Annotated in this window: 9 protein-coding genes; 3 read left to right on the forward strand and 6 right to left on the reverse strand. The window is 38.5% G+C overall.

All coding sequences use genetic code 11. The annotated features are described in order from the left end of the window. Positions 1-284 precede the first annotated feature (284 nt). Genes I573_RS01070 through I573_RS01080 form a run of 3 tightly spaced genes read left to right on the forward strand, consistent with a single transcriptional unit; the run spans position 285 to position 5,387 of the window. Positions 285-1,346 carry a bifunctional glycosyltransferase family 2/GtrA family protein gene (locus tag I573_RS01070; protein ID WP_016184713.1) on the forward strand — a complete coding sequence of 354 codons (1,062 nt, stop codon included), beginning with the start codon at positions 285-287 and terminating at the stop codon, positions 1,344-1,346. Between the two features lie 2 nt (positions 1,347-1,348). Further along, positions 1,349-3,592: a glycosyltransferase gene (locus tag I573_RS01075; RefSeq protein ID WP_016184714.1), complete on the forward strand. Its 2,244-nt coding sequence runs from the start codon at positions 1,349-1,351 to the stop codon at positions 3,590-3,592. Beyond that, positions 3,570-5,387, forward strand: coding sequence for a hypothetical protein (locus I573_RS01080; protein ID WP_016184715.1), 1,818 nt, complete (start codon positions 3,570-3,572; stop codon positions 5,385-5,387). Before I573_RS01075 ends, I573_RS01080 begins: the two co-directional genes overlap by 23 nt. A 164-nt stretch (positions 5,388-5,551) precedes the next feature. On the opposite strand, the gene I573_RS01085 is transcribed toward I573_RS01080, so the two are convergent. The 6 genes from I573_RS01085 to I573_RS01110 form a co-directional block, all read right to left on the reverse strand. Beyond that, the gene (locus I573_RS01085; protein ID WP_016184716.1) at positions 5,552-6,250 is read right to left on the reverse strand and encodes an EAL domain-containing protein; all 699 of its coding nucleotides are present in this window, start codon (positions 6,248-6,250) and stop codon (positions 5,552-5,554) included. After that, positions 6,238-7,329 (reverse strand): GGDEF domain-containing protein, encoded by a 1,092-nt coding sequence (locus I573_RS01090; protein WP_016184717.1) that lies wholly within the window; start codon positions 7,327-7,329, stop codon positions 6,238-6,240. Before I573_RS01090 ends, I573_RS01085 begins: the two co-directional genes overlap by 13 nt. Positions 7,330-7,456: 127 nt before the next feature. Continuing rightward, positions 7,457-16,171 carry an Ig-like domain-containing protein gene (locus I573_RS01095; RefSeq protein ID WP_016184718.1) on the reverse strand — a complete coding sequence of 2,905 codons (8,715 nt, stop codon included), beginning with the start codon at positions 16,169-16,171 and terminating at the stop codon, positions 7,457-7,459. Between the two features lie 228 nt (positions 16,172-16,399). After that, positions 16,400-17,383, reverse strand: coding sequence for an immunoglobulin-like domain-containing protein (locus I573_RS01100; protein ID WP_016184719.1), 984 nt, complete (start codon positions 17,381-17,383; stop codon positions 16,400-16,402). Between the two features lie 182 nt (positions 17,384-17,565). Further along, complete coding sequence (locus I573_RS01105; RefSeq protein ID WP_016184720.1) at positions 17,566-18,249, reverse strand: CpsD/CapB family tyrosine-protein kinase; 684 nt, start codon at positions 18,247-18,249, stop codon at positions 17,566-17,568. Between the two features lie 120 nt (positions 18,250-18,369). Further along, entirely contained in the window at positions 18,370-19,053 is a 684-nt protein-coding gene (locus I573_RS01110; RefSeq protein ID WP_016184721.1) for a CpsD/CapB family tyrosine-protein kinase, read from the reverse strand. Between the last annotated feature and the right edge of the window lie 12 nt (positions 19,054-19,065).

Below are 19,065 nucleotides of genomic sequence, written 5' to 3' on the forward strand. Positions count from 1 at the left end.
TAATCTTTCTTATGATAAGTCAGATTCAAAAAACTTGCAATTTTATCTGACTTTTTTTAATTGAAACACGATTTTTTAAATCGTTTTAATTCACTGGAAAAGAAACACTAAGAATTTTTTTATTTTATTTTTATTCTACTTAATTCTATTCCTTTACAATACATACTTGCTTTATTTAAACTAACTGAATTTTCTGTAAAATTTTTTCTTTTTCTTTTCTTAGTCTAGATTTTTAGCGAACGATGGTTATAATATAGTATAGTTTCAGTTAATTAAGGGGAGAAATGGGGATTTTTATGAATGATGTATTGCTTGTAATACCTTCACTAGAACCAGATTTAAAATTAGTCCAATTAGTCCAAACGTTACGTCAAAAAGTCACGACTACCTTTCCAATTTTAATTATAAATGATGGCAGTTCATCGGACTACGATTTCATTTTTAATCAGACATTGGCATTTGAAAATGTTCGTATCGTAAAGCATGATTTGAACAAAGGAAAAGGTGCTGCATTAAAGACGGCTATGAATCAGATGCTAAATCACTATCCAGAAGCTGATTTTTTCGTTACTGTCGACTCGGATGGCCAACACTTAGCTAAAGATATTTTTGCTTGTATTCATCGTGCACGCCAATCACCTAATCAAGTTGTCCTTGGTTCAAGATATTTTGGTAAAGATGTTCCCTTTAGAAGTAAATTTGGAAATCTCTTAACAAGTAAACTGCTTGCACTGACAACAGGAATCAAGATCCCTGATACTCAAACAGGTTTACGAGTCATTCCCAGATCACTTATTCCACAATGCTTAACTGTTCCAGGTGAACGTTTTGAATACGAAATGAACATGCTCGTTGCTACTGAAAAAGCTGGATTTCAGCATGTAATCGAACCAATTGATACAGTCTACATTGAAGAGAATGCCTCATCACATTTTCGTATAGTCAAGGACTCAATAGCCATCTATAAAGTTTTTCTGCGTTACTTTTTTTCTTCAGTCTTCTCATTTTTGGTTGATGTAGGAGTATATGCTTTATTAGTCTTTTTCACACCTAACTTGTCATATCTTTCTATTTTAAATGCATCTGTGATTGCACGAGTGATTTCAGCTATTGTAAACTATTTATTAAACCGCTCATTTGTCTTCAAACAAGAAGGTTCACATAGCGCTTTGAAATACTTTGGCTTAGTCGGCGTACAAATCATATTATCTGCTACAATTGTTTTTATATTGTATACAATTTTGCCAATCGGAAAATCAGTAACATTGAAGCTAATCGTGGATAGTGCTCTTTTCTTTTTTAGCTACCACGTTCAGAAAAAATATATTTTTGTAGACAAGGAGTGATCATGATTAAACAAAATAGTTTGAAAAAAATTCTTTATTTTTCTGCATTTGTTTTCACACTAATCTATTTAACTTGGCGTGGATTATATACTTTGCCGATACAAGGTAGTTGGTTTGCTTTAATTTTTGGTATTTTACTTTGGTTTAGTGAAATTGTTTCTAATTTCACGGCAATGATTTTAGTTTGGAGCAAAAGTAAAACGAAAACAGTGCAAAAACCAATCGTAGATCCACAAGATTTTCCAGATATCGATGTCTTAATCGTCACACACAACGAGCCAGCTGATTTATTGTTAAAAACCGTCAATGCTGCTTGTCACATGGACTATCCAGATAAAAATAAAGTCCATATCTATTTATCTGACGATATGGCGCGTGCTGAAGTCGAATCATTAGCTAAGAAATTTTCGATTGGTTATATTCCCTTAACAAACAATACGGAAGCTAAATCAGGAAATATCAACAATGCACTAAAACACACATCTTCTCCGCTCGTTGCTACGTTTGATGCAGATATGATTCCTTATACAGAATTTCTAATGGAAACAGTTCCTTACTTTATTGAAAATGTACAGCAAAGACTCGAAGATGAACAAGTCAAACCTTTGGGATTTGTCCAAACACCGCAAAGTTTTTATAATCCTGATGTGTTTCAATATAATTTATTTTCAGAAGATAACATCCCAAACGAGCAAGATTTCTTTTCAAAAGAAATCAATGTGTTTAATAATGCACACGATACAGCAATCTACACAGGATCAAATACTGTTCTTTCAAGAGAGGCTATTGCTGCAGCAGGTGGCTTTCCTACAGATACGATTACAGAAGATTTTGAACTTGGAGCATTGATTAACAGCGAAGGCTATAAGAGTATTTCAACTTTAGAACCGATGGCTAGCGGCCTCACACCATATGATATCCCAAGCGTAATCAATCAACGGATTCGTTGGGGTCGTGGTGTGATTCAAAGTGTGCATAATCTACACTTATTGACCAATAAAAAATTAAGCTTGCCGCAAAAATTAATTTTTTTAAACAGTTATTTATATTGGTGGGCATTTTCAAGACGAATTTTGTATATTTTAGCACCTATCTTATTTACTGTATTCAATACTCAAGTCGTTGTGGCCAATTTTTTTCAACTGGTTGCATTATGGCTACCAAGTTATATACTGGTCCATCTATCCATGCGCGATGCCTCAAATCGTATTCGAACACAACGATGGGGCGAAGTTCAAGAAACGATTTTCGCACCATTTTTAGTACTTCCGATTTTACTGCAAACTTTTGGCATCAAGATGAAAACCTTCAAAGTAACCAATAAAAATGCTACATCTTCTAAACGAGATTTACTTTATGCACTTCCACCAGCTATCTTATTATTTTTGTCGATTCTAGGAATCGTTACCTTTAACTACGGAAAATTCGGTTCTGAAATCATGTATGGCAGTATTATCACATTTTGGTTATGTACAAATATTTTTAATCTATCCTTTTCAGTTTTGTTCTTTCTAGGTAGACCTATCTATCGTGCAAGCGAGCGTTTTTTAACTGAAATACCAATACAAGTTTTTGAAAACCAAGTTTGTTTACTTGAAACAAAAACTTATAATATCTCAGAGAATGGATTGGCCTTTTCCTCCACAGAACCTTACTATATTAAACCAGACACAGTTTTAACATTTTACCTATTCGACAAATATAATAAACGTATTAAACGACAAGGAACGATTGCTCGAGTACAAAAATTAGGCGACTCTTGGTTATATGGCGTGAATTTGGTTGAAGCAGATGAAGCGAGCTATCTAGAGTATTTATTGTTGATTTATAGCGCATATAATCACTCGCTCCCTCAGACTCGAGATCCTTGGGTAACAAACTTTGATCGATTTATCGTCAATATCAAAAATCGAATACAGCAAGCGAAGCCTAGAGCATACAAGCCAAGTTACTATCCTGCTGCTCATTTGGCAATTCCAATCCAAAATGAAGAGTTAGAATGGACATACTTCGATTATGAAACTTTAGTATTTTCAAGTACTATATCTACTACAGAAAATGTATTCCATCGCTTACACGTTGATTCATTCACGCTGATTTTAGAATTTATCGAAGAGGAAGCACCTCAACGCTATCGTTATCGAATAAAAAATATAGAAGAGCTCTATCAAGACCATCATTTTAGAACTTACATTCAAACACTTATTAAAGGAGAACAAACACATGCTGATGTTCTTGCGTATTAGTCTTTGGTTATTTTCTTTTTGGGGATTACAAAAAGGGATTCAACGATTAGGAAAAATCGACAGTCAGTTAAGTTATTTTTTTACAGCTTGCTCGATTATTTTATGTTTGTATTTTGGTGCTTATTTACAGGCGCTAGCTATTGTAGCTTACTTTTTATTGATTAGTGGTATATTGCTAGGAATTTTGGCATTTTTGGATCGAAAAAATACTATGCTTATTACGTTTTCAGTAGAAAGTAGCTTACTTTTTATTTATTTTGTGATTTTAGTTAGTGTATTGTGGAAAACGAATCTTGTTCACTACGATAATTTTTCACACTGGGCTACAATCGTTAAATTTCTAGTAACTCAAAATCGCTTACCAGATTCGATGGATACAATTATTAGTTTTACTTCTTACCCAATGGGTAGCGCGCTATTTTTATATTATACGACTAAATTCATCGGTTATTATGAACCCATACTATTAATTAGCCAAGCCTTTCTTATCTTTACTTGTTTCTATGCATTTTTTGCTTGCTTAAAAGATCGAACGCGTACATTGTTTATTATGATTTTATTTACTGGAATTGTAAGCTTCAACTATTTTAATATTGCAATCAGAATGGATAATTTACTTGTCGATTTTTTATTACCGCTTATTGCTTTAGCAAGTATTTCCGGCCTTTCAGCGCTCCGCTCTCGACCAATCATGCAAGCTATCTATTTTGTTGCGACTGTAGGTGTATTAGGTATTATTAAAAATAGTGCCATTTTTTTCGTCATACTTGTAGCGGCGTATTATCTTTATTTACACTTAACCAAAGAATCAAAATGCTCAACTAGAACTCATACTTTGTTACACTTTTTACTTCCTGTAATTGCAGCTGTATTACCTTCTAGATTATGGTCTTGGCATGTTTCGCACCATTTTACTCAGTCTAAACACCAAGTAAATCTTTCGGAATATCAGCAACTATTTCAAGAAAAAGATGCTAGTATTCGGTCCACGATCCACGAGAAATTTTTACACACAGTGTTTTCATTCGATACGCTTTCGACTCAGGGAATCATCTTGACATTTGCTTTACTGATTATCAGTTATTTTGTGATCCGACTATACTTAAAGCGCCAAACACATCTGCTCAGATGGATCGTAATCGAAGCTTTGATCGTCTTCTTTTATTATCTCGGAATCTACGCGATGTTTTTATTTTCAATGCCCACACAAGAAGCAATTGTATTGGCCGGATTCGAACGCTATGCTTCTAGTATCGTCTTCTTTTGTTTAGGATCTAGTTTATTTGTTCTAGTACGAACCTTTGATGACTTGCTTTATGAACCAGTATTTGCAAAACGCACCTATCGTAGTTTCGCCTCACTAAAAAGCAAACAACTCTATCAAATTAGTACACTATTGCTCGTCTTCTGTTCATTATTATTGATTCTTTCTGAAACAAACGGCATTTTATTCACAAATAAAACATACGATACTACCATTCCTGGACAATTTCAAGCAATCAATGCAGATACGATGGAGCTTAATCAATCACGCTATCTCGTAGTTTCAGCGGATAAATCCTCTGTTGATAGCTATTTGGTGCAATCAGTTGGAAAATATACATTATTCTCACCAAACGTCGAGGCGCGTGAAAACTTTATAATGGATGATAAAGAGTTTAACGCACTATTATCACAATACGATTATATCGTGCTATTAGATGATCATTATACATTTAATAAAATGATTGAAAAACTTATTGATCATCCACTTCAGCCAGGTGTCTATTCCGTTACTAAGCTTATAACCAAATAAAAAAATTCCCTCTATCATCAAATGTTAGAGGGAATTTTTCTATTGCTTTATCAGAACACACTTTCATTCTTTAGTATTGTAATTCATTATTGCTCGGCCTAAAAAATTGCGTGTATCTTGATTCTACAAAATTTAGCCACTTTTTCATCTTCACTTTCTCCTTACTACTCACAACTTAGGCAACTCCCTTTGCCAAATAAATATCCTTGTTGTAAGCAGATGCCTTGTTCACTTAAATATTTTGACACACAGCTTGATTCAATTCCTTCGACTACGAATTCTTTTTTATACATTTTGGCAACATGACGCCACCCTTCTAATAATGAAGCCAGGTTAGCTGGTGATAATTCTTTAAAATGTAATAACGAAAATTTTAATCGATAGACTTCACTAGCATATTGTTCAAGTAGCTGCAGATTGTTTCGTCCCGTATTGACATCATCTAAGGCGATTAAAAATCCTTGCGCTCGAATTTGGGCAAAACAGGTGTCGATTTTTTCTTGCTCTAAAAACTGTGGTTCATGCTCCGTCATTTCAATAATGACTCGTGTAGCATAAGGGGCTAAGATCTCCAAAAAATGGCGTGTCCCTTCATGACAAAATTGATCCAATTGAACATTTACTGAAACACTGATCTCTGGACACTCAATCAATTTTTGTTCAAGTGTTTTAGCATACCAAAGCATGAATGCTGAGTATTCAGTCTCTGAACGTAATAATCTATCGAATATTTGCTTAGGAAAACGGTGTGTTTCTCTTGATCGCAATAACACTTCATACTCACGTGTATGATGTTCTAGATTTTCTGAAACAAATACGATCGGTTGATATACCAAATAAAACTGCTCGTTCATTGTAGCCATTCGACTTCCCCATTTCGTGTACTAAATTGATCTGCCACAACTAATTGATTTCTTCCATTATCCTTCGCCTGAAATAAAGCTTTATCCGCTGCCTCAAGTGCCTCTGTAATTGGATTTTTTCGATTTACTGTCGTCACGCCTGCTGAAAATGTGACATGAAAAGTAGTTCCCTCTTTTGTTTTTAATCCACTATCTAATTGTGAGACTTCTTCTCGTAAAGTTTCTAATAAACTTTTGGCTTTTTCTAAGGACTTACCATAAATCAAACACGTAAATTCTTCACCACCCATTCGATAAAAAACAAATGAGTCACGTTCAAATTCTAAAAAGGCTTTGGTTACCATTTGCAAGACGTGATCACCAGCCAGATGTCCGTAAACGGTATTGACTTGCTTAAAGTAATCGATATCGATCACACTAAGAACCATCTCTTTCGTCTCACGTTTCATATCCGAAATATCTTGATAAAACCGTCGACTGTTCCGTAACTTTGTCAAAAAATCGATTTCTGAGCGTTCTTGAATCTGTACGATACGTGAAAACACTACAAATAAAATTCCAAACATCACAATACTTGACGCAACCAATACCATGTATAACTCAAAATCTCTGGCAATATTTTTATAGATGATGACGTTTAGTACTATTCTGATTGCGAAAATATACAAAATCAAACCAATCACTTGCTGGATCGGTCCAACATATTTTTTTAGAATATTGTACATGATACCGATCGTCAACATCAAAATCACACCAAAAGCCAATGCACTAAGCGAGTTCACATCGACTCCCCATACAAAACGAAACAGTGTGATCACACCGATACTTGGTAACGTGACTTTTGGTCCAAGGTATTTGATCGATAACGCGTACAATAAAAAACGATAGTCGTATCTCGCCCCAGAAACCACTACCGAATACCGCATCAATAATATTCCAACAACCGTCACCCCAACAAAATAACCAAACTGTTCTAGCGGCGCATTCACGTCTTCTAATACTTTTCCTTTTCGTAAAAAGAAAAACAATAAAATCGCCAATAATAAAATCGCCATATTTGCTAAAATAGCCGCACTCATCACAAATCCCTCCCATCGAGATCGTTACCTAATGATACAGTAAATCAGACCTAGCTACAATCATGAAAAAATAAAAATCGACCATAGCTATGAGCTATGGTCGATTTTTTTTCCTATATATTTTTAATTACTCTTTACGTTTGTTTCTTGAGAAGATCGCTAAAGCAAAACTTGATAATACAGCGAATGCGCCTGCAATCGTCGTACCGATAGAGACTTTCTCATTTGTTGATGGTAATGATTTGTAAGATGTCGTACTTGGTTTGTATCCAGTACTTGATCCACTTGCAAAAGGATTACTATTGGTAGAAGTACCTGAACCTGTATTGGTTAAGTGACCAAATCCAGTTCCGGATAATTTTGATCCAACTGTAACTTTTTGTTGTTCTCCGTCATTAGATGAAATCGTGATTTCTTCACCTAGTGTTAATGGACGGTTCAAGTTGATCACAAATTGACCTTTGGTGTCTACCGTTCCAGTTCCTAATGTTGTTCCAGTTTTATCGATTACTATAATCGTAGTACCTGGTTTACCAGTTCCACTGATTGATGTATCTCCTGTAACTGGTTTTTTCACAGTTAGAGAATCATCTTGAGCAGCTTTCACCGTTACATTAGCCACTGGACCTTTGTTGTCGCCAGTACTTGGTGTGATCGCTAATTCTTCACCAGTTTTGACTTCACGATCTAGTTCAACTGTAAAGTTTCCATCTTTATCGACAGTGCCTTCACCAAGTTTATTACCGTCTTTATCGGTTACTGTCACGTTGTCGCCTGGTGTTCCTTTACCTGTTACGACTTTATCGCCAGCAACTGGTGTTGTTGGAGTTACTTTGTGGTCTGCGGCATTGTATTCTGGTGTTGTGTCTTTCACCGTTACATTAGCCACTGGACCTTTGTTGTCGCCAGTACTTGGTGTGATTGTTAGTTCTTCACCTGGTTTGACTTCACGGTCTAGTTCAACTGTAAAGTTCCCATCTTTATCGACAGTGCCTTCACCAAGTTTGTTGCCGTCTTTATCCGTTACTGTCACGTTGTCGCCTGGTGTTCCGGTTCCTGTTACGACTTTATCGCCAGCGACTGGTGTTGTTGGAGTTACTTTGTGGTCATTTGTATTGTATGTTTTTTCTTGAACGATTTCATCAATACTTTCGCCAGCTTTGCCATCTGTTACTGCTGTTGCGGTAATCGTTTCATTTGCTATAAGTGGTCGATTGACTGAAACAGTATAATTTCCATCTGCATCCACTACAGCTGTACCTAATTGATTTCCTTTAGCATCTGTAATGACGATCGTATCTTCTGGTATGCCAGTTCCACTAACAGTCGTTGCACCTTCAAGTGGTTTTTCGATCGTCAATTGATCAGCTACATCAACGGGTGCTGATTCTTCTTCAACGATTTCTTTCGTTGTAATACCTGCTTGACCGTTCGTTACCGGTGTCACGTTGATTATTTCGTCTTTTACTAATGGGCGTACTGAAACGCTATAATTTCCATTGGCATCGACAGTACCTGTTCCAATTTGTTTTCCATTCGCATCCGTAACGACTACTGTGTCTCCTGGTGTTCCAGTTCCTGTTACTTCTGTGTCGTTTTCAATTGGTTTATCTACAACGACTTTATGTGCTTCTTCAACTGGTTTCGCTTTTTCATCAACGATTTCTTTTGTTGCGATTCCCGCTTGTTCTCCAGTCATTGGTGTTACAACGATCATCTCGTTTGCAGTTAATGGACGACTTACTGGAACTGTATAATTTCCATTTGCATCCACGACACCACTCCCAAGTTGATTGCCATTTGCATCCGTGATCACGACTTTGTCTCCAGGTACTCCCGTTCCACGTACACTTGTATCGCCTTCTATTGGTTTTACTACGGCAACTTTATGTGCTTCTGGAGTTGTTGCTTTTTCATCAACGATTTCTTTTGTTGCGATCCCTGCTTGTTCTCCAGTCATTGGTGTCACAATGATACCTTCATTTTTAACTAATGGGCGACTCACTGGGACTGTATAGTTTCCGTTCGCGTCCACGACACCACTTCCAAGTTGGTTACCATTCGCATCCGTGATCACGACTTTATCTCCAGGTACTCCAGTTCCGCTAACACTTGTATCGCCCTCTGTTGGTTTTACTACAGCAACTTTATGCGCTTCTTCAACTGGAGCTGCTTTTTTATCGACGATTTCTTTTGTCGTAGTTCCCGCTTTTTCTCCAGTCATCGGCGTCACACTGATAAGTTCATCAGCAACTAAGGGACGACTTACTGGTGCAGTATAGTTCCCGTTCGCATCGACAGTACCTTTACCGATTTGGTTACCCGCAGCATCTTTAATGATGACTGTATCACCTGGTGTTCCAGTTCCGCTAACACTTGTATCACCTTCTGTTGGTTTTGCCACAGTTGCTTTATGTGCTGGCTCAACAGGTGTAGATTTTCCATTTACAATCTCATTTGTTGGAGTTCCTTTGTTGTCACCTGTAGAAGGGGTCAACGTTACGACTTCATCTTTCACTAATGGACGATTGACTGGAATCGTAAAGCTGCCATCAGGATTTACTGTACCACTTCCGATTACCGTACCAGCTTTATCTGTTACCGTTACTGTATCGCCTGGTGTTCCAGTTCCACTAACGCTCGTATCGCCTTCTGTTGGTTTTGTCGCACTGATAACGTGTTCAGCTGGGTTGTATGTTGCCGGTTTTTCATTTGCTACAACGGTTGCTGCTGGACCTTTATTATCTCCAGTACTTGGTGTCACAGTCAATGCTTCGCCTGGTTTGACTTCACGTCCTAGATCAACTGTAAAGTTTCCGTCTTTATCCACAGTCCCTTCGCCAAGTTTGTTGCCATCTTTATCCGTTACGACGACCGTATCACCTGGTGTTCCAGTTCCGCTAACACTTGTATCGCCTTCTGTTGGTGTCGTTGGCGTTACTTTATGGTCATTTGGATTATAAGTTGCCGGTTTTTCATCTGCTACAACGGTTGCTGCCGGGCCTTTATTATCTCCAGTATTTGGTGTCACAGTCAATGCTTCGCCTGGTTTGACTTCACGATCTAAATCAACGGTAAAGTTTCCGTCTTTATCAACGGTCCCTTCACCAAGTTTGTTGCCGTCTTTATCCGTCACCACAACTTTATCACCTGGTGTTCCAGTTCCACTAACACTCGTATCGCCTTCTGTTGGTGTTGTTGGCGTTACTTTATGACCATCTGGATCATATGAAACCGTTGTATCCGTTGGTGTTCCTTTATTGTCACCGGTATTTGGTGTCACAACTAATTCTTCACCTGGTACTAATGGACGTGTGGTTGTGATAGCATAATTTCCATCTTTATCAACCGTTCCTGTCCCGATTTCTTTTCCATCTTTATCGGTTACAACGATCGTGTCTCCTGGTACTCCAGTTCCCGTTACTTCGGGTTTTGTATCCACTGGTGTCTCTACTGTTGGTTTGTGTGTATCTTGATCATACTTCGGTGTCGTTGTTGTTGGAGTTCCGACATTGGTTCCAGTATTCGGTGTCAAGGTCAACTCTTCACCTGGTTTGACTTCACGATCTAGATCGACTGTAACATTTCCATCTTTATCGACGATTCCTTCACCAAGTTTGTTGCCGTCTTTATCTGTTACCACAACTTTGTCACCTGGTGTTCCAGTTCCACTAACACTCGTATCGCCTTCTTTTGGTGCTTCTGGTGTTACTTTATGGCCATCTTTATCATATGAAACCGTAGTATCGGTTGGTGTTCCTTTGTTGTCACCGGTATTTGGTGTCACGGTCAAGTTTTCGCCTGGAACTAATGGACGTGTGGTTTCGACAATGTAATTTCCGTCTTTATCAACCGTTCCCGTTCCGATTTCTTTGCCATCTTTATCCGTTACGACAATGGTATCACCTGGTGTTCCACTTCCCGTTACTTCTGGTTTCGTATCCACTGGTGTCTCTACTGTTGGTTTGTGTGCATCTTTATCATATGAAACCGTTATATCGGTTGGTGTTCCTTTGTTGTCACCGGTATTTGGTGTCACAACTAATTCTTCACCTGGTACTAATGGACGTGTAGTTTCGACAGTGTAATTTCCATCTTTATCAACCGTTCCGGTCCCGATTTCTTTGCCATCTTTATCGGTTACAACAATCGCATCACCTGGTGTTCCGGTTCCCGTTACTTCTGGTTTCGTATCTGTTGGGGCATTCACAGTTGGCTTGTGTCCAGCTTCATCATAGTCTACTGTAGTATCGGTTGGTGTTCCAATGTTATCACCTGTACTTGGTGTCACAACTAATTTTTCACCTGGAACAAGTGGACGTGTTGTTTCGACTACAAAATTACCATCTTTATCGACAGTACCTGTTCCGATCTCTTTGCCATCTTTATCCGTTACGGTTACCGTATCACCAGCTACACCTTTACCTGTTACTTCTGGTTTTGTATCGACTGGTGTATTTGGTGTCACTTTATGCGCGGCTTTATCGTAGTCCGCTTCAACAGTAGTTGGTGTTCCTTTGTTGTCACCGGTATTTGGTGTCAAGGTCAAGTCTTCACCTGGTTTTACTTCGCGATCTAGATCAACGGTAAAGTTCCCATCTTTATCGACAACTCCTTCACCAAGTTTGTTGCCATCTTTATCCGTTACAACAACGGTATCGCCTGGCGTTCCCGTTCCACTAACTGCTGTATCGCCTTCTTTTGGTGTTTCTGGTGTCACTTTATGACCATCTTTATCGTACGAAACAGTTGTATCCGCTGGTGTTCCAGTATTATCACCTGTTTTTGGTGTAACCGTTAAGTTTTCACCTGGCACTAATGGGCGTGTGGTTTCGATAGCGTAATTCCCATCTTTATCAACCGTTCCCGTTCCGATTTCTTTTCCATCTTTATCCGTTACGATAATGGTATCACCTGCTACTCCAGTTCCCGTCACTTCTGGTTTCGTGTCGACTGGTGTTTCTACAGTTGGTGTATGTCCAGCTTTATCATAATCGACTGTTGTATCCGTTGGTGTTGCCACATTATCGCCAGTACTTGGCGTCACTGTCAAGCTTTCACCTGGAACAAGCGGACGTGTCGTTTCGACTACAAAATTGCCATCTTTATCAACTGTTCCGGTCCCGATTTCTTTTCCATCTTTATCCGTTACAGTGATCGTATCGCCTGCGACACCTTTACCTGTCACTTCTGGTTTTGTATCGACTGGTGTATTTGGTGTTGCTTTATGACCATCTTTATCGTATGAAACAGTTGTATTTGTTGGTGTCCCTGTATTGTCACCAGTACTTGGTGTGACCGTTAATTCTTCACCTGGAACAAGTGGACGTGTGGTTTCGACTACAAAATTACCATCTGTATCAACCGTTCCCGTTCCGATTTCTTTTCCATCTTTATCCGTTACGGTTACCGTATCTCCTGGAACTCCTTTACCTGTGACTTCTGGAGTCATATCGTTTGGTGTATCAGCTGTTACTTTATGACCATCTTTATCGTAAGTGACAGTCGTAGGCGCAGCGGTTCCGATATTGCCATCGGTACTTGGTGTTACTGTTAAGTTTTCACCTGGAACTAATGGACGTGTTGTTGTAATCGCAAAATTACCATCTGTATCGACCGTTCCCGTTCCGATCTCTTTTCCAGCTTTATCCGTTACCGTTACCGTGTCGCCTACAATCCCAGTACCTGTGACTTCAGGTTTCGTATCCACTGGCGTATTTGGTGTCACAGTGTGTCCAGCTTTATCATAGTCCACTGTTGTTGCAGTTGGTGTACCTTTATTGCTTCCGGTACTTGGTACCAACGTCAAATCTTCACCTGGAACAAGTGGACGTGTTGTCGTAACCGCAAAGTTTCCTTCAGAATCGACTTTCCCTGTTCCGATTTCTTTTCCATCTTTATCTAGAACCGTCACCGTATCGCCTGCTACACCGGTACCTGTAACTTCAGGTTTTGTGTCGACTGGTGTATTTGCTTTTACTTTGTGCGCATCTTCATCGTACTCGACGGTCGTAGGTGTTGCAGTCCCTTTATTCTCTCCAGTACTTGGCGTTACTTGCAATGTTTCGCCTGGATCTAATGGACGGTTTGTTTCGACAACAAAATTCCCTTGATCATCCACAAAACCTGTACCAAGTTCTGTTCCATTTTTATCCGTTACAGTGATTGTATCTCCTGGAGTTCCTTTACCTGTTACTTCTTGGACCATATCTGTTGGAGTATTAGGTTGTACAGTATGCTTCGTTGCATCATACAATACAGTCGTTTCTTCAGATTTTCCAGCTTGAGTCGTTTCTGATTTTAAATCAGGCGTCAATACCGTCGTCACTGGTGTTGCAGTCAATTTTTCATCTGCTTTCAATGGACGATTAGTGGAAACAGTATACGTACCCTCTACGACGACTGCACTTCCTAATACCTTACCTTCAGAATCTTTAATTTCAACCGTATCGCCATTTTTACCAGTACCCGTCACCACAGTTGTTTTTTCTTTTGGTTGGTCGATCGTTACGTTGTGTAAACTTTCAACGTAACCAACTGTTTTTTCTGACGCGATCCCAGTTTTTTCACCTTCACTTGTTTGGGTCGTTGGGGTCACGATCACGCCATCTTTGGCAGTAAGTTCGCGATTGGTCGTCACACTGTACGTACCATCTTCTGCAACTTTCCCTTCACCAAGTACATTACCGGCTGCATCCGTTACAGTGACAGTATCACCAGGAGTTCCAGTACCCGTTACTTTATTCGTACCTTCGACTGGTTTGTTGACGGTCACGATGTGTTGACCACTATCGTAAGCAACTGTTTGTCCTGCTTCATCACCTTTATGCGTTCCATTTGTCGTTGGTGTTGCCGTCCATTTTTCATCCAATACGACTGGTGTATCAAGAGGAATCGTATACGTACCATCTGGATTCACTGTGGTCGTTTTAGTAACGGAACCGTTTGTGACCGTGATAACATCGCCCGCAGTTCCTGTACCCGTTAATTGTGTCGCACCTTCTGCTAACGGATCGATCGTTACTTCGTGTTGTGCTTTATCATATTGTACCGTCGTATCACCTGGTGTTCCGGTTTCTTTTACGACTGTACCATCTAATTGTGTAACTTCTGTAGTTGGTGTTGCTGTAATTTTTTCATCTACATTTAATGGACGTGTTAACTTATCGATCGTGTACGTGCCATCATCTTTGACGACAGTTGTTCCTAATGTGTTTCCATCAGCATCTTTCAATGTGATCGTATCACCTTTGACTCCCGTACCCGTAACACTTGTTGCGCCTTCTTTCGTGTCACCGATTGTTGCAACATGACTTGCTTTATCAAAAGCTACCGTCGTATCAACTGGTGTTCCAGCATTTGTACCAGTCATAGGTGTCGCAGTAAGTGTTTCATCCGCAATCAATGGACGTGAAAGGTTATCGATTGTATAGGTGCCATCTGCTTTAACAACAGTAGTACCAATTGTATCTCCATTAGCATCTTTTAAGACGATCGTGTCTCCTGGAGTTCCTGTTCCAGAGACACTTGTATCTGTATTTTTAGGTTGAGTTAACGCAATCGCATGGTCAGCGGGATTGTACGCTTTAACAGTTTGCGTAGCAGGGTCACTTTCCGTTATTTTCCCAGTAACTTCGTCTGGTTTTGAAACAGCAACTGCAGTGATTTTTTCATCTTTTACTAAGGGGCGACTTAGTTCAGGTTCACCGTCTCCACCAAAGCTATACGTACCATCTTCTTTGACTGTCGTACGTCCCAGTACTTCTTTTTTACCATCCGCATCGACTCCACTACCGTAAATGACGATATCATCTCCAGGAATCCCTGTACCACTTAGTGTTTTGGTGTTTTCTACTAATGTATCGTTCAATGTTGGTTGATGTTTCGTACGATCAAACCCTTGCGTATACGTTAAAGAATCAACTTCTATCGACTGAGGATTTTTATTTCCACCGGTACTAGCTGATGCCATAAAGTAAACTGGATCCGTATTGTCAAAAAATGCAGGTAAATCTTTATTATTTATCGACCAAGTCGTCTTAAAGCCTTGATTGTTACTTTCATCATAGGTAATCGTTAACGTTTTTAATTTGGTTACATTACCATCCGCATCAGTTTGATCTTCTACAGTGTAAGAAAAAAGAATATCTCGATACATGTCTAAAGGTCTAGAAACATCCGCTGGGAAGGTTGTACCACTTTTTGTCCCTTCTGTACGATTATCAAAATTTCGTACTTCCCCAGCATCATTATTTCGAATGATGCTTCCGTAGGCTTTTGAAGCTGGATTGTAATCTGCACTATTATGGTACGTGTCTACTTTAAATCCAACAAATCCAGTGAAATTATCGATACCATCGCGTTTGTCTAGCCCCATTCCTTCCCCTTTAGAAAGTGATGACGCTGCTAATTCAGACTCAGACTTTGAAAAAAGCGGACCACGAGCAAAAACTAAGGCGATCCCGTCTCCTCCACCTTGATTATCTGCTTTAGGACCGGTATTGATTCGAGCCTTTACTGTAAACGGATGCTCTAACGAAATCGGATCACGATAAACGATAGCTCCTCCTTGTTGATCAAGATTTTCAGTCAAACGATACTCACTTTTTGCATCGGGATCGTTAGTTGGATCTGTAAGTGGCTTAGAATCTCCAATATTTGTCAGCATCTCAGAAATCTTTACAGGCTCTGTTACTGTTTTTTGCACATTATCTGCTGCATAAGCTGTAATGTAGCGTTCCCCATTTGTGACGATTTTGTAAGGTGTCATCGATAAATCCAACGTTATACCCCCAAGCATAACAGTTGTTGCGATAATCACACCAAGTTTATTCTTTTTCATAGACTTCCCCCATTAAATTTTTTTAATGCTTTATTAATTTTTACATAATAATTTTATGAAAACAACGAGATTTTTTTATATAACAAATAACATATATTATATATAAATTGCTATTTTAAAACGTTTTAAAAATAAATAAAATAACGATATAAATAGAACTTAAAATATTCCATTTCAGCACAAAAAAGCAAACGAGCATATATACACTCGTTTGCTTTTGTAGTGATACTAATAAACTTGTACTGTTGATTTTTCGATTGTTTCGTTTCCGAATTCGTCAACTTCAGAATAGCGAATATAATAGTAACCTTTTTTACTTGTATCTACTGTTCCCAATACGTTTACTTTTAAAGATTTACCTGCATAATCCTTAGCTGATACACCATCTAGTAAATCGATTGTTTCATTTACATTTACAGAATGATAAGTATCATATCTAATTTCCGGGCTAAACACCTTTGTAATTGTTACATCACGTTTGATAATCGTAGATTGGTTCAAACTATCTGTAGCAGTATACGTTTCTTTATATACGCCAGGTTTTTTCGCATCTACATTGCTTTCTAATTTGACTTTAAGTTCATTTCCAAAAAAGTCATAGGCTTTGATCTCATCTAACGGTTTGTACGGTTTTAATGTTTGCTCATAAGAAACATTATACTGAGACGTGCCATCATAGTAAGACATGCCTTCAAATACAGGAGCATTCGTCGCTAAGCCATACCACGCAATACCCTCATCTTTCCAACCTAAATTCACTAAGTTTTTATGCTCACCATCACTTAATATGTAGTTATGACTTCCAGCTTTTACATTAGGATTATATTCGCGATAAAGCGGTACTGTTTTTCTATACTCTTCCTTTGGAGAATACCAGCCAATCCCTTCAACCGACCAACCAACTTGAACCAATTCATTTTTTTCTTTAGCACTCATCGTATAGTGATGATCGCCAGCATTTTTATTGTATAAACGATAAACTGGTGAACCAGACTCTGGTCCATACCAACCTGTTCCTTCAGCACTCCAGCCTGCATTGATTAATTCTTGTTGCTCACGTTTATCTTTCGTATAAAAATGTTCGCCGCTATTTCCATTATACAAACGATACATTGTATATCCTGTTGTCTCATCTGCTGAAACAGTCATCGACACCGCTGCAAGACTCGCTAAAATCGCTGCTGTACTAAGAAATTGTACTTTTCTCCCCAAATGTATTTCCCCTTCAACTTTTTCAAAGTTGTATTGCTTTATGATTATACCAAGTTATTTATATAAAAAAACACATTTTATAAAAATAAAAAAAACAAATCATCAGACAGGGCATAGGTTTCCTGTCTAATCATTTGCTTTCGACTTATTATACACTAACCGGTAGTCATATTATGACTATCTCAACCATAATAGTAATAATTATCAGTATTTTTTTTCACGTTATTGTACACGACACCGATAACATTGGCTTTTGCCATTTTTAATAACTTTACGGATTGTAAAAAATCTTGTTTTTGTGTTTGATTTTGTCTTGCGACTAGCACTGTTGCATCTGCTTTTGCGGCGATAATTTGCGCATCGGTAATGATTGAAACGGGCGGAAGATCGTAGATAATAAAATCAAATTCTTTTTTAAATTCATTCATTAAATCAGTCATTCTTTGTGAACCTAACATTTCACTTGGATTGGGTGGTTTCGGACCACTGGTTAAAATAGATAGATTATCGATACCACTCTCGTGGACGAAGTCTTCTATTTTCTCCGTTCCTTTCCCAATAAGATTCGTCAATCCATCATGGTTCCATTGTTTAAATGTCAACGCTACAGTCGGACGTCTTAAGTCACAGTCTACAAGTAATGTCTTCTTGCCACTATCAGCGAAGACAACAGCTAAATTAGCGGCCACGGTAGACTTCCCTTCACCTGCTGCAGCAGAGGTGATGACCACCGATTGAATCGGTTGATCAATCGAACTAAATTGAATATTTGAACGGATGATACGGCACTGTTCCGCAAGTATGGAATTTTTATCAATATATGCCATTAAAGATACACCCGCTACAGGATTTATTTTCTTTGCCATATGATGTGTTCCTTTCTCAACCTTTCGAGTATGTAGTAGCATGGTTATTCGCTTACATTTTAATCTTAACATACTTCACATAGAATGCAAAAAAGCGGTCGCATTATTGCGACCACTTTTTTATCCGTAGTAATAATAACTATCGCTATTTTTCTTCATGCCGTTGTACACGACACCGATGACGTTTGCTTTTGCCATTTTTAATGAATTGACTGCTTTTAAAAATTCACTTTTTTTCGTTTGTTGCTGACGACTTACTAGTACAGTACCATTCGTTCTTGCTGCAACGATCTGTGCATCTGTAATATTTGAAATCGGAGGAAGATCGTAAATGATCAAATCGAACATTTCTTCTAATGTTTCCATCACTTCAAGCATGCGATTTGAATTCAACATCTCACTAGGATTTGGCGGTTTTGGTCCTGCTGTTAAAATACTTAATTCAGGGATATTGCTATCACGTACCACATCATGAATACTTCCATTCATATCGGTAAGTAGTGTTGAAAGCCCAATATGATTACTTTGCTTAAACGTTAGTGCAACTGTCGGACGACGTAAGTCACCATCGACTAGCAATGTCTTTTTCCCACTATCAGCAAACAGTACAGCAAGATTGGCTGCAACGGTAGATTTTCCTTCACTCATGCTAGAAGAGGTAATCGCAATCGATTTCATTTCTCGATCGACTGCACTAAATTGGATATTCGAACGAATAATACGACACTCTTCTGCTAGAGTTGAATTTTTGTTGATCATCGAAACGAGTGAAACTCCTTGTACAGGTTGTTTTTTCTTATTCATGTTTTTTCCACA

The organism is Enterococcus sulfureus ATCC 49903 (assembly GCF_000407605.1).
In the GTDB taxonomy this organism is placed as follows: domain Bacteria; phylum Bacillota; class Bacilli; order Lactobacillales; family Enterococcaceae; genus Enterococcus_G; species Enterococcus_G sulfureus.

Bases quoted from the DNA above. Each gene is read 5' to 3' on its own strand.
- I573_RS01070 (WP_016184713.1), top strand. From the start codon at position 285: ATGGGGATTTTTATGAATGATGTATTGCTTGTAATACCTTCACTAGAA.
- I573_RS01075 (WP_016184714.1), top strand. From the start codon at position 1,349: ATGATTAAACAAAATAGTTTGAAAAAAATTCTTTATTTTTCTGCATTT.
- I573_RS01080 (WP_016184715.1), top strand. From the start codon at position 3,570: ATGCTGATGTTCTTGCGTATTAGTCTTTGGTTATTTTCTTTTTGGGGA.
- I573_RS01085 (WP_016184716.1), bottom strand. From the start codon at position 6,250: ATGGCTACAATGAACGAGCAGTTTTATTTGGTATATCAACCGATCGTA.
- I573_RS01090 (WP_016184717.1), bottom strand. From the start codon at position 7,329: ATGAGTGCGGCTATTTTAGCAAATATGGCGATTTTATTATTGGCGATT.
- I573_RS01095 (WP_016184718.1), bottom strand. From the start codon at position 16,171: ATGAAAAAGAATAAACTTGGTGTGATTATCGCAACAACTGTTATGCTT.
- I573_RS01105 (WP_016184720.1), bottom strand. From the start codon at position 18,249: ATGGCAAAGAAAATAAATCCTGTAGCGGGTGTATCTTTAATGGCATAT.
- I573_RS01110 (WP_016184721.1), bottom strand. From the start codon at position 19,053: ATGAATAAGAAAAAACAACCTGTACAAGGAGTTTCACTCGTTTCGATG.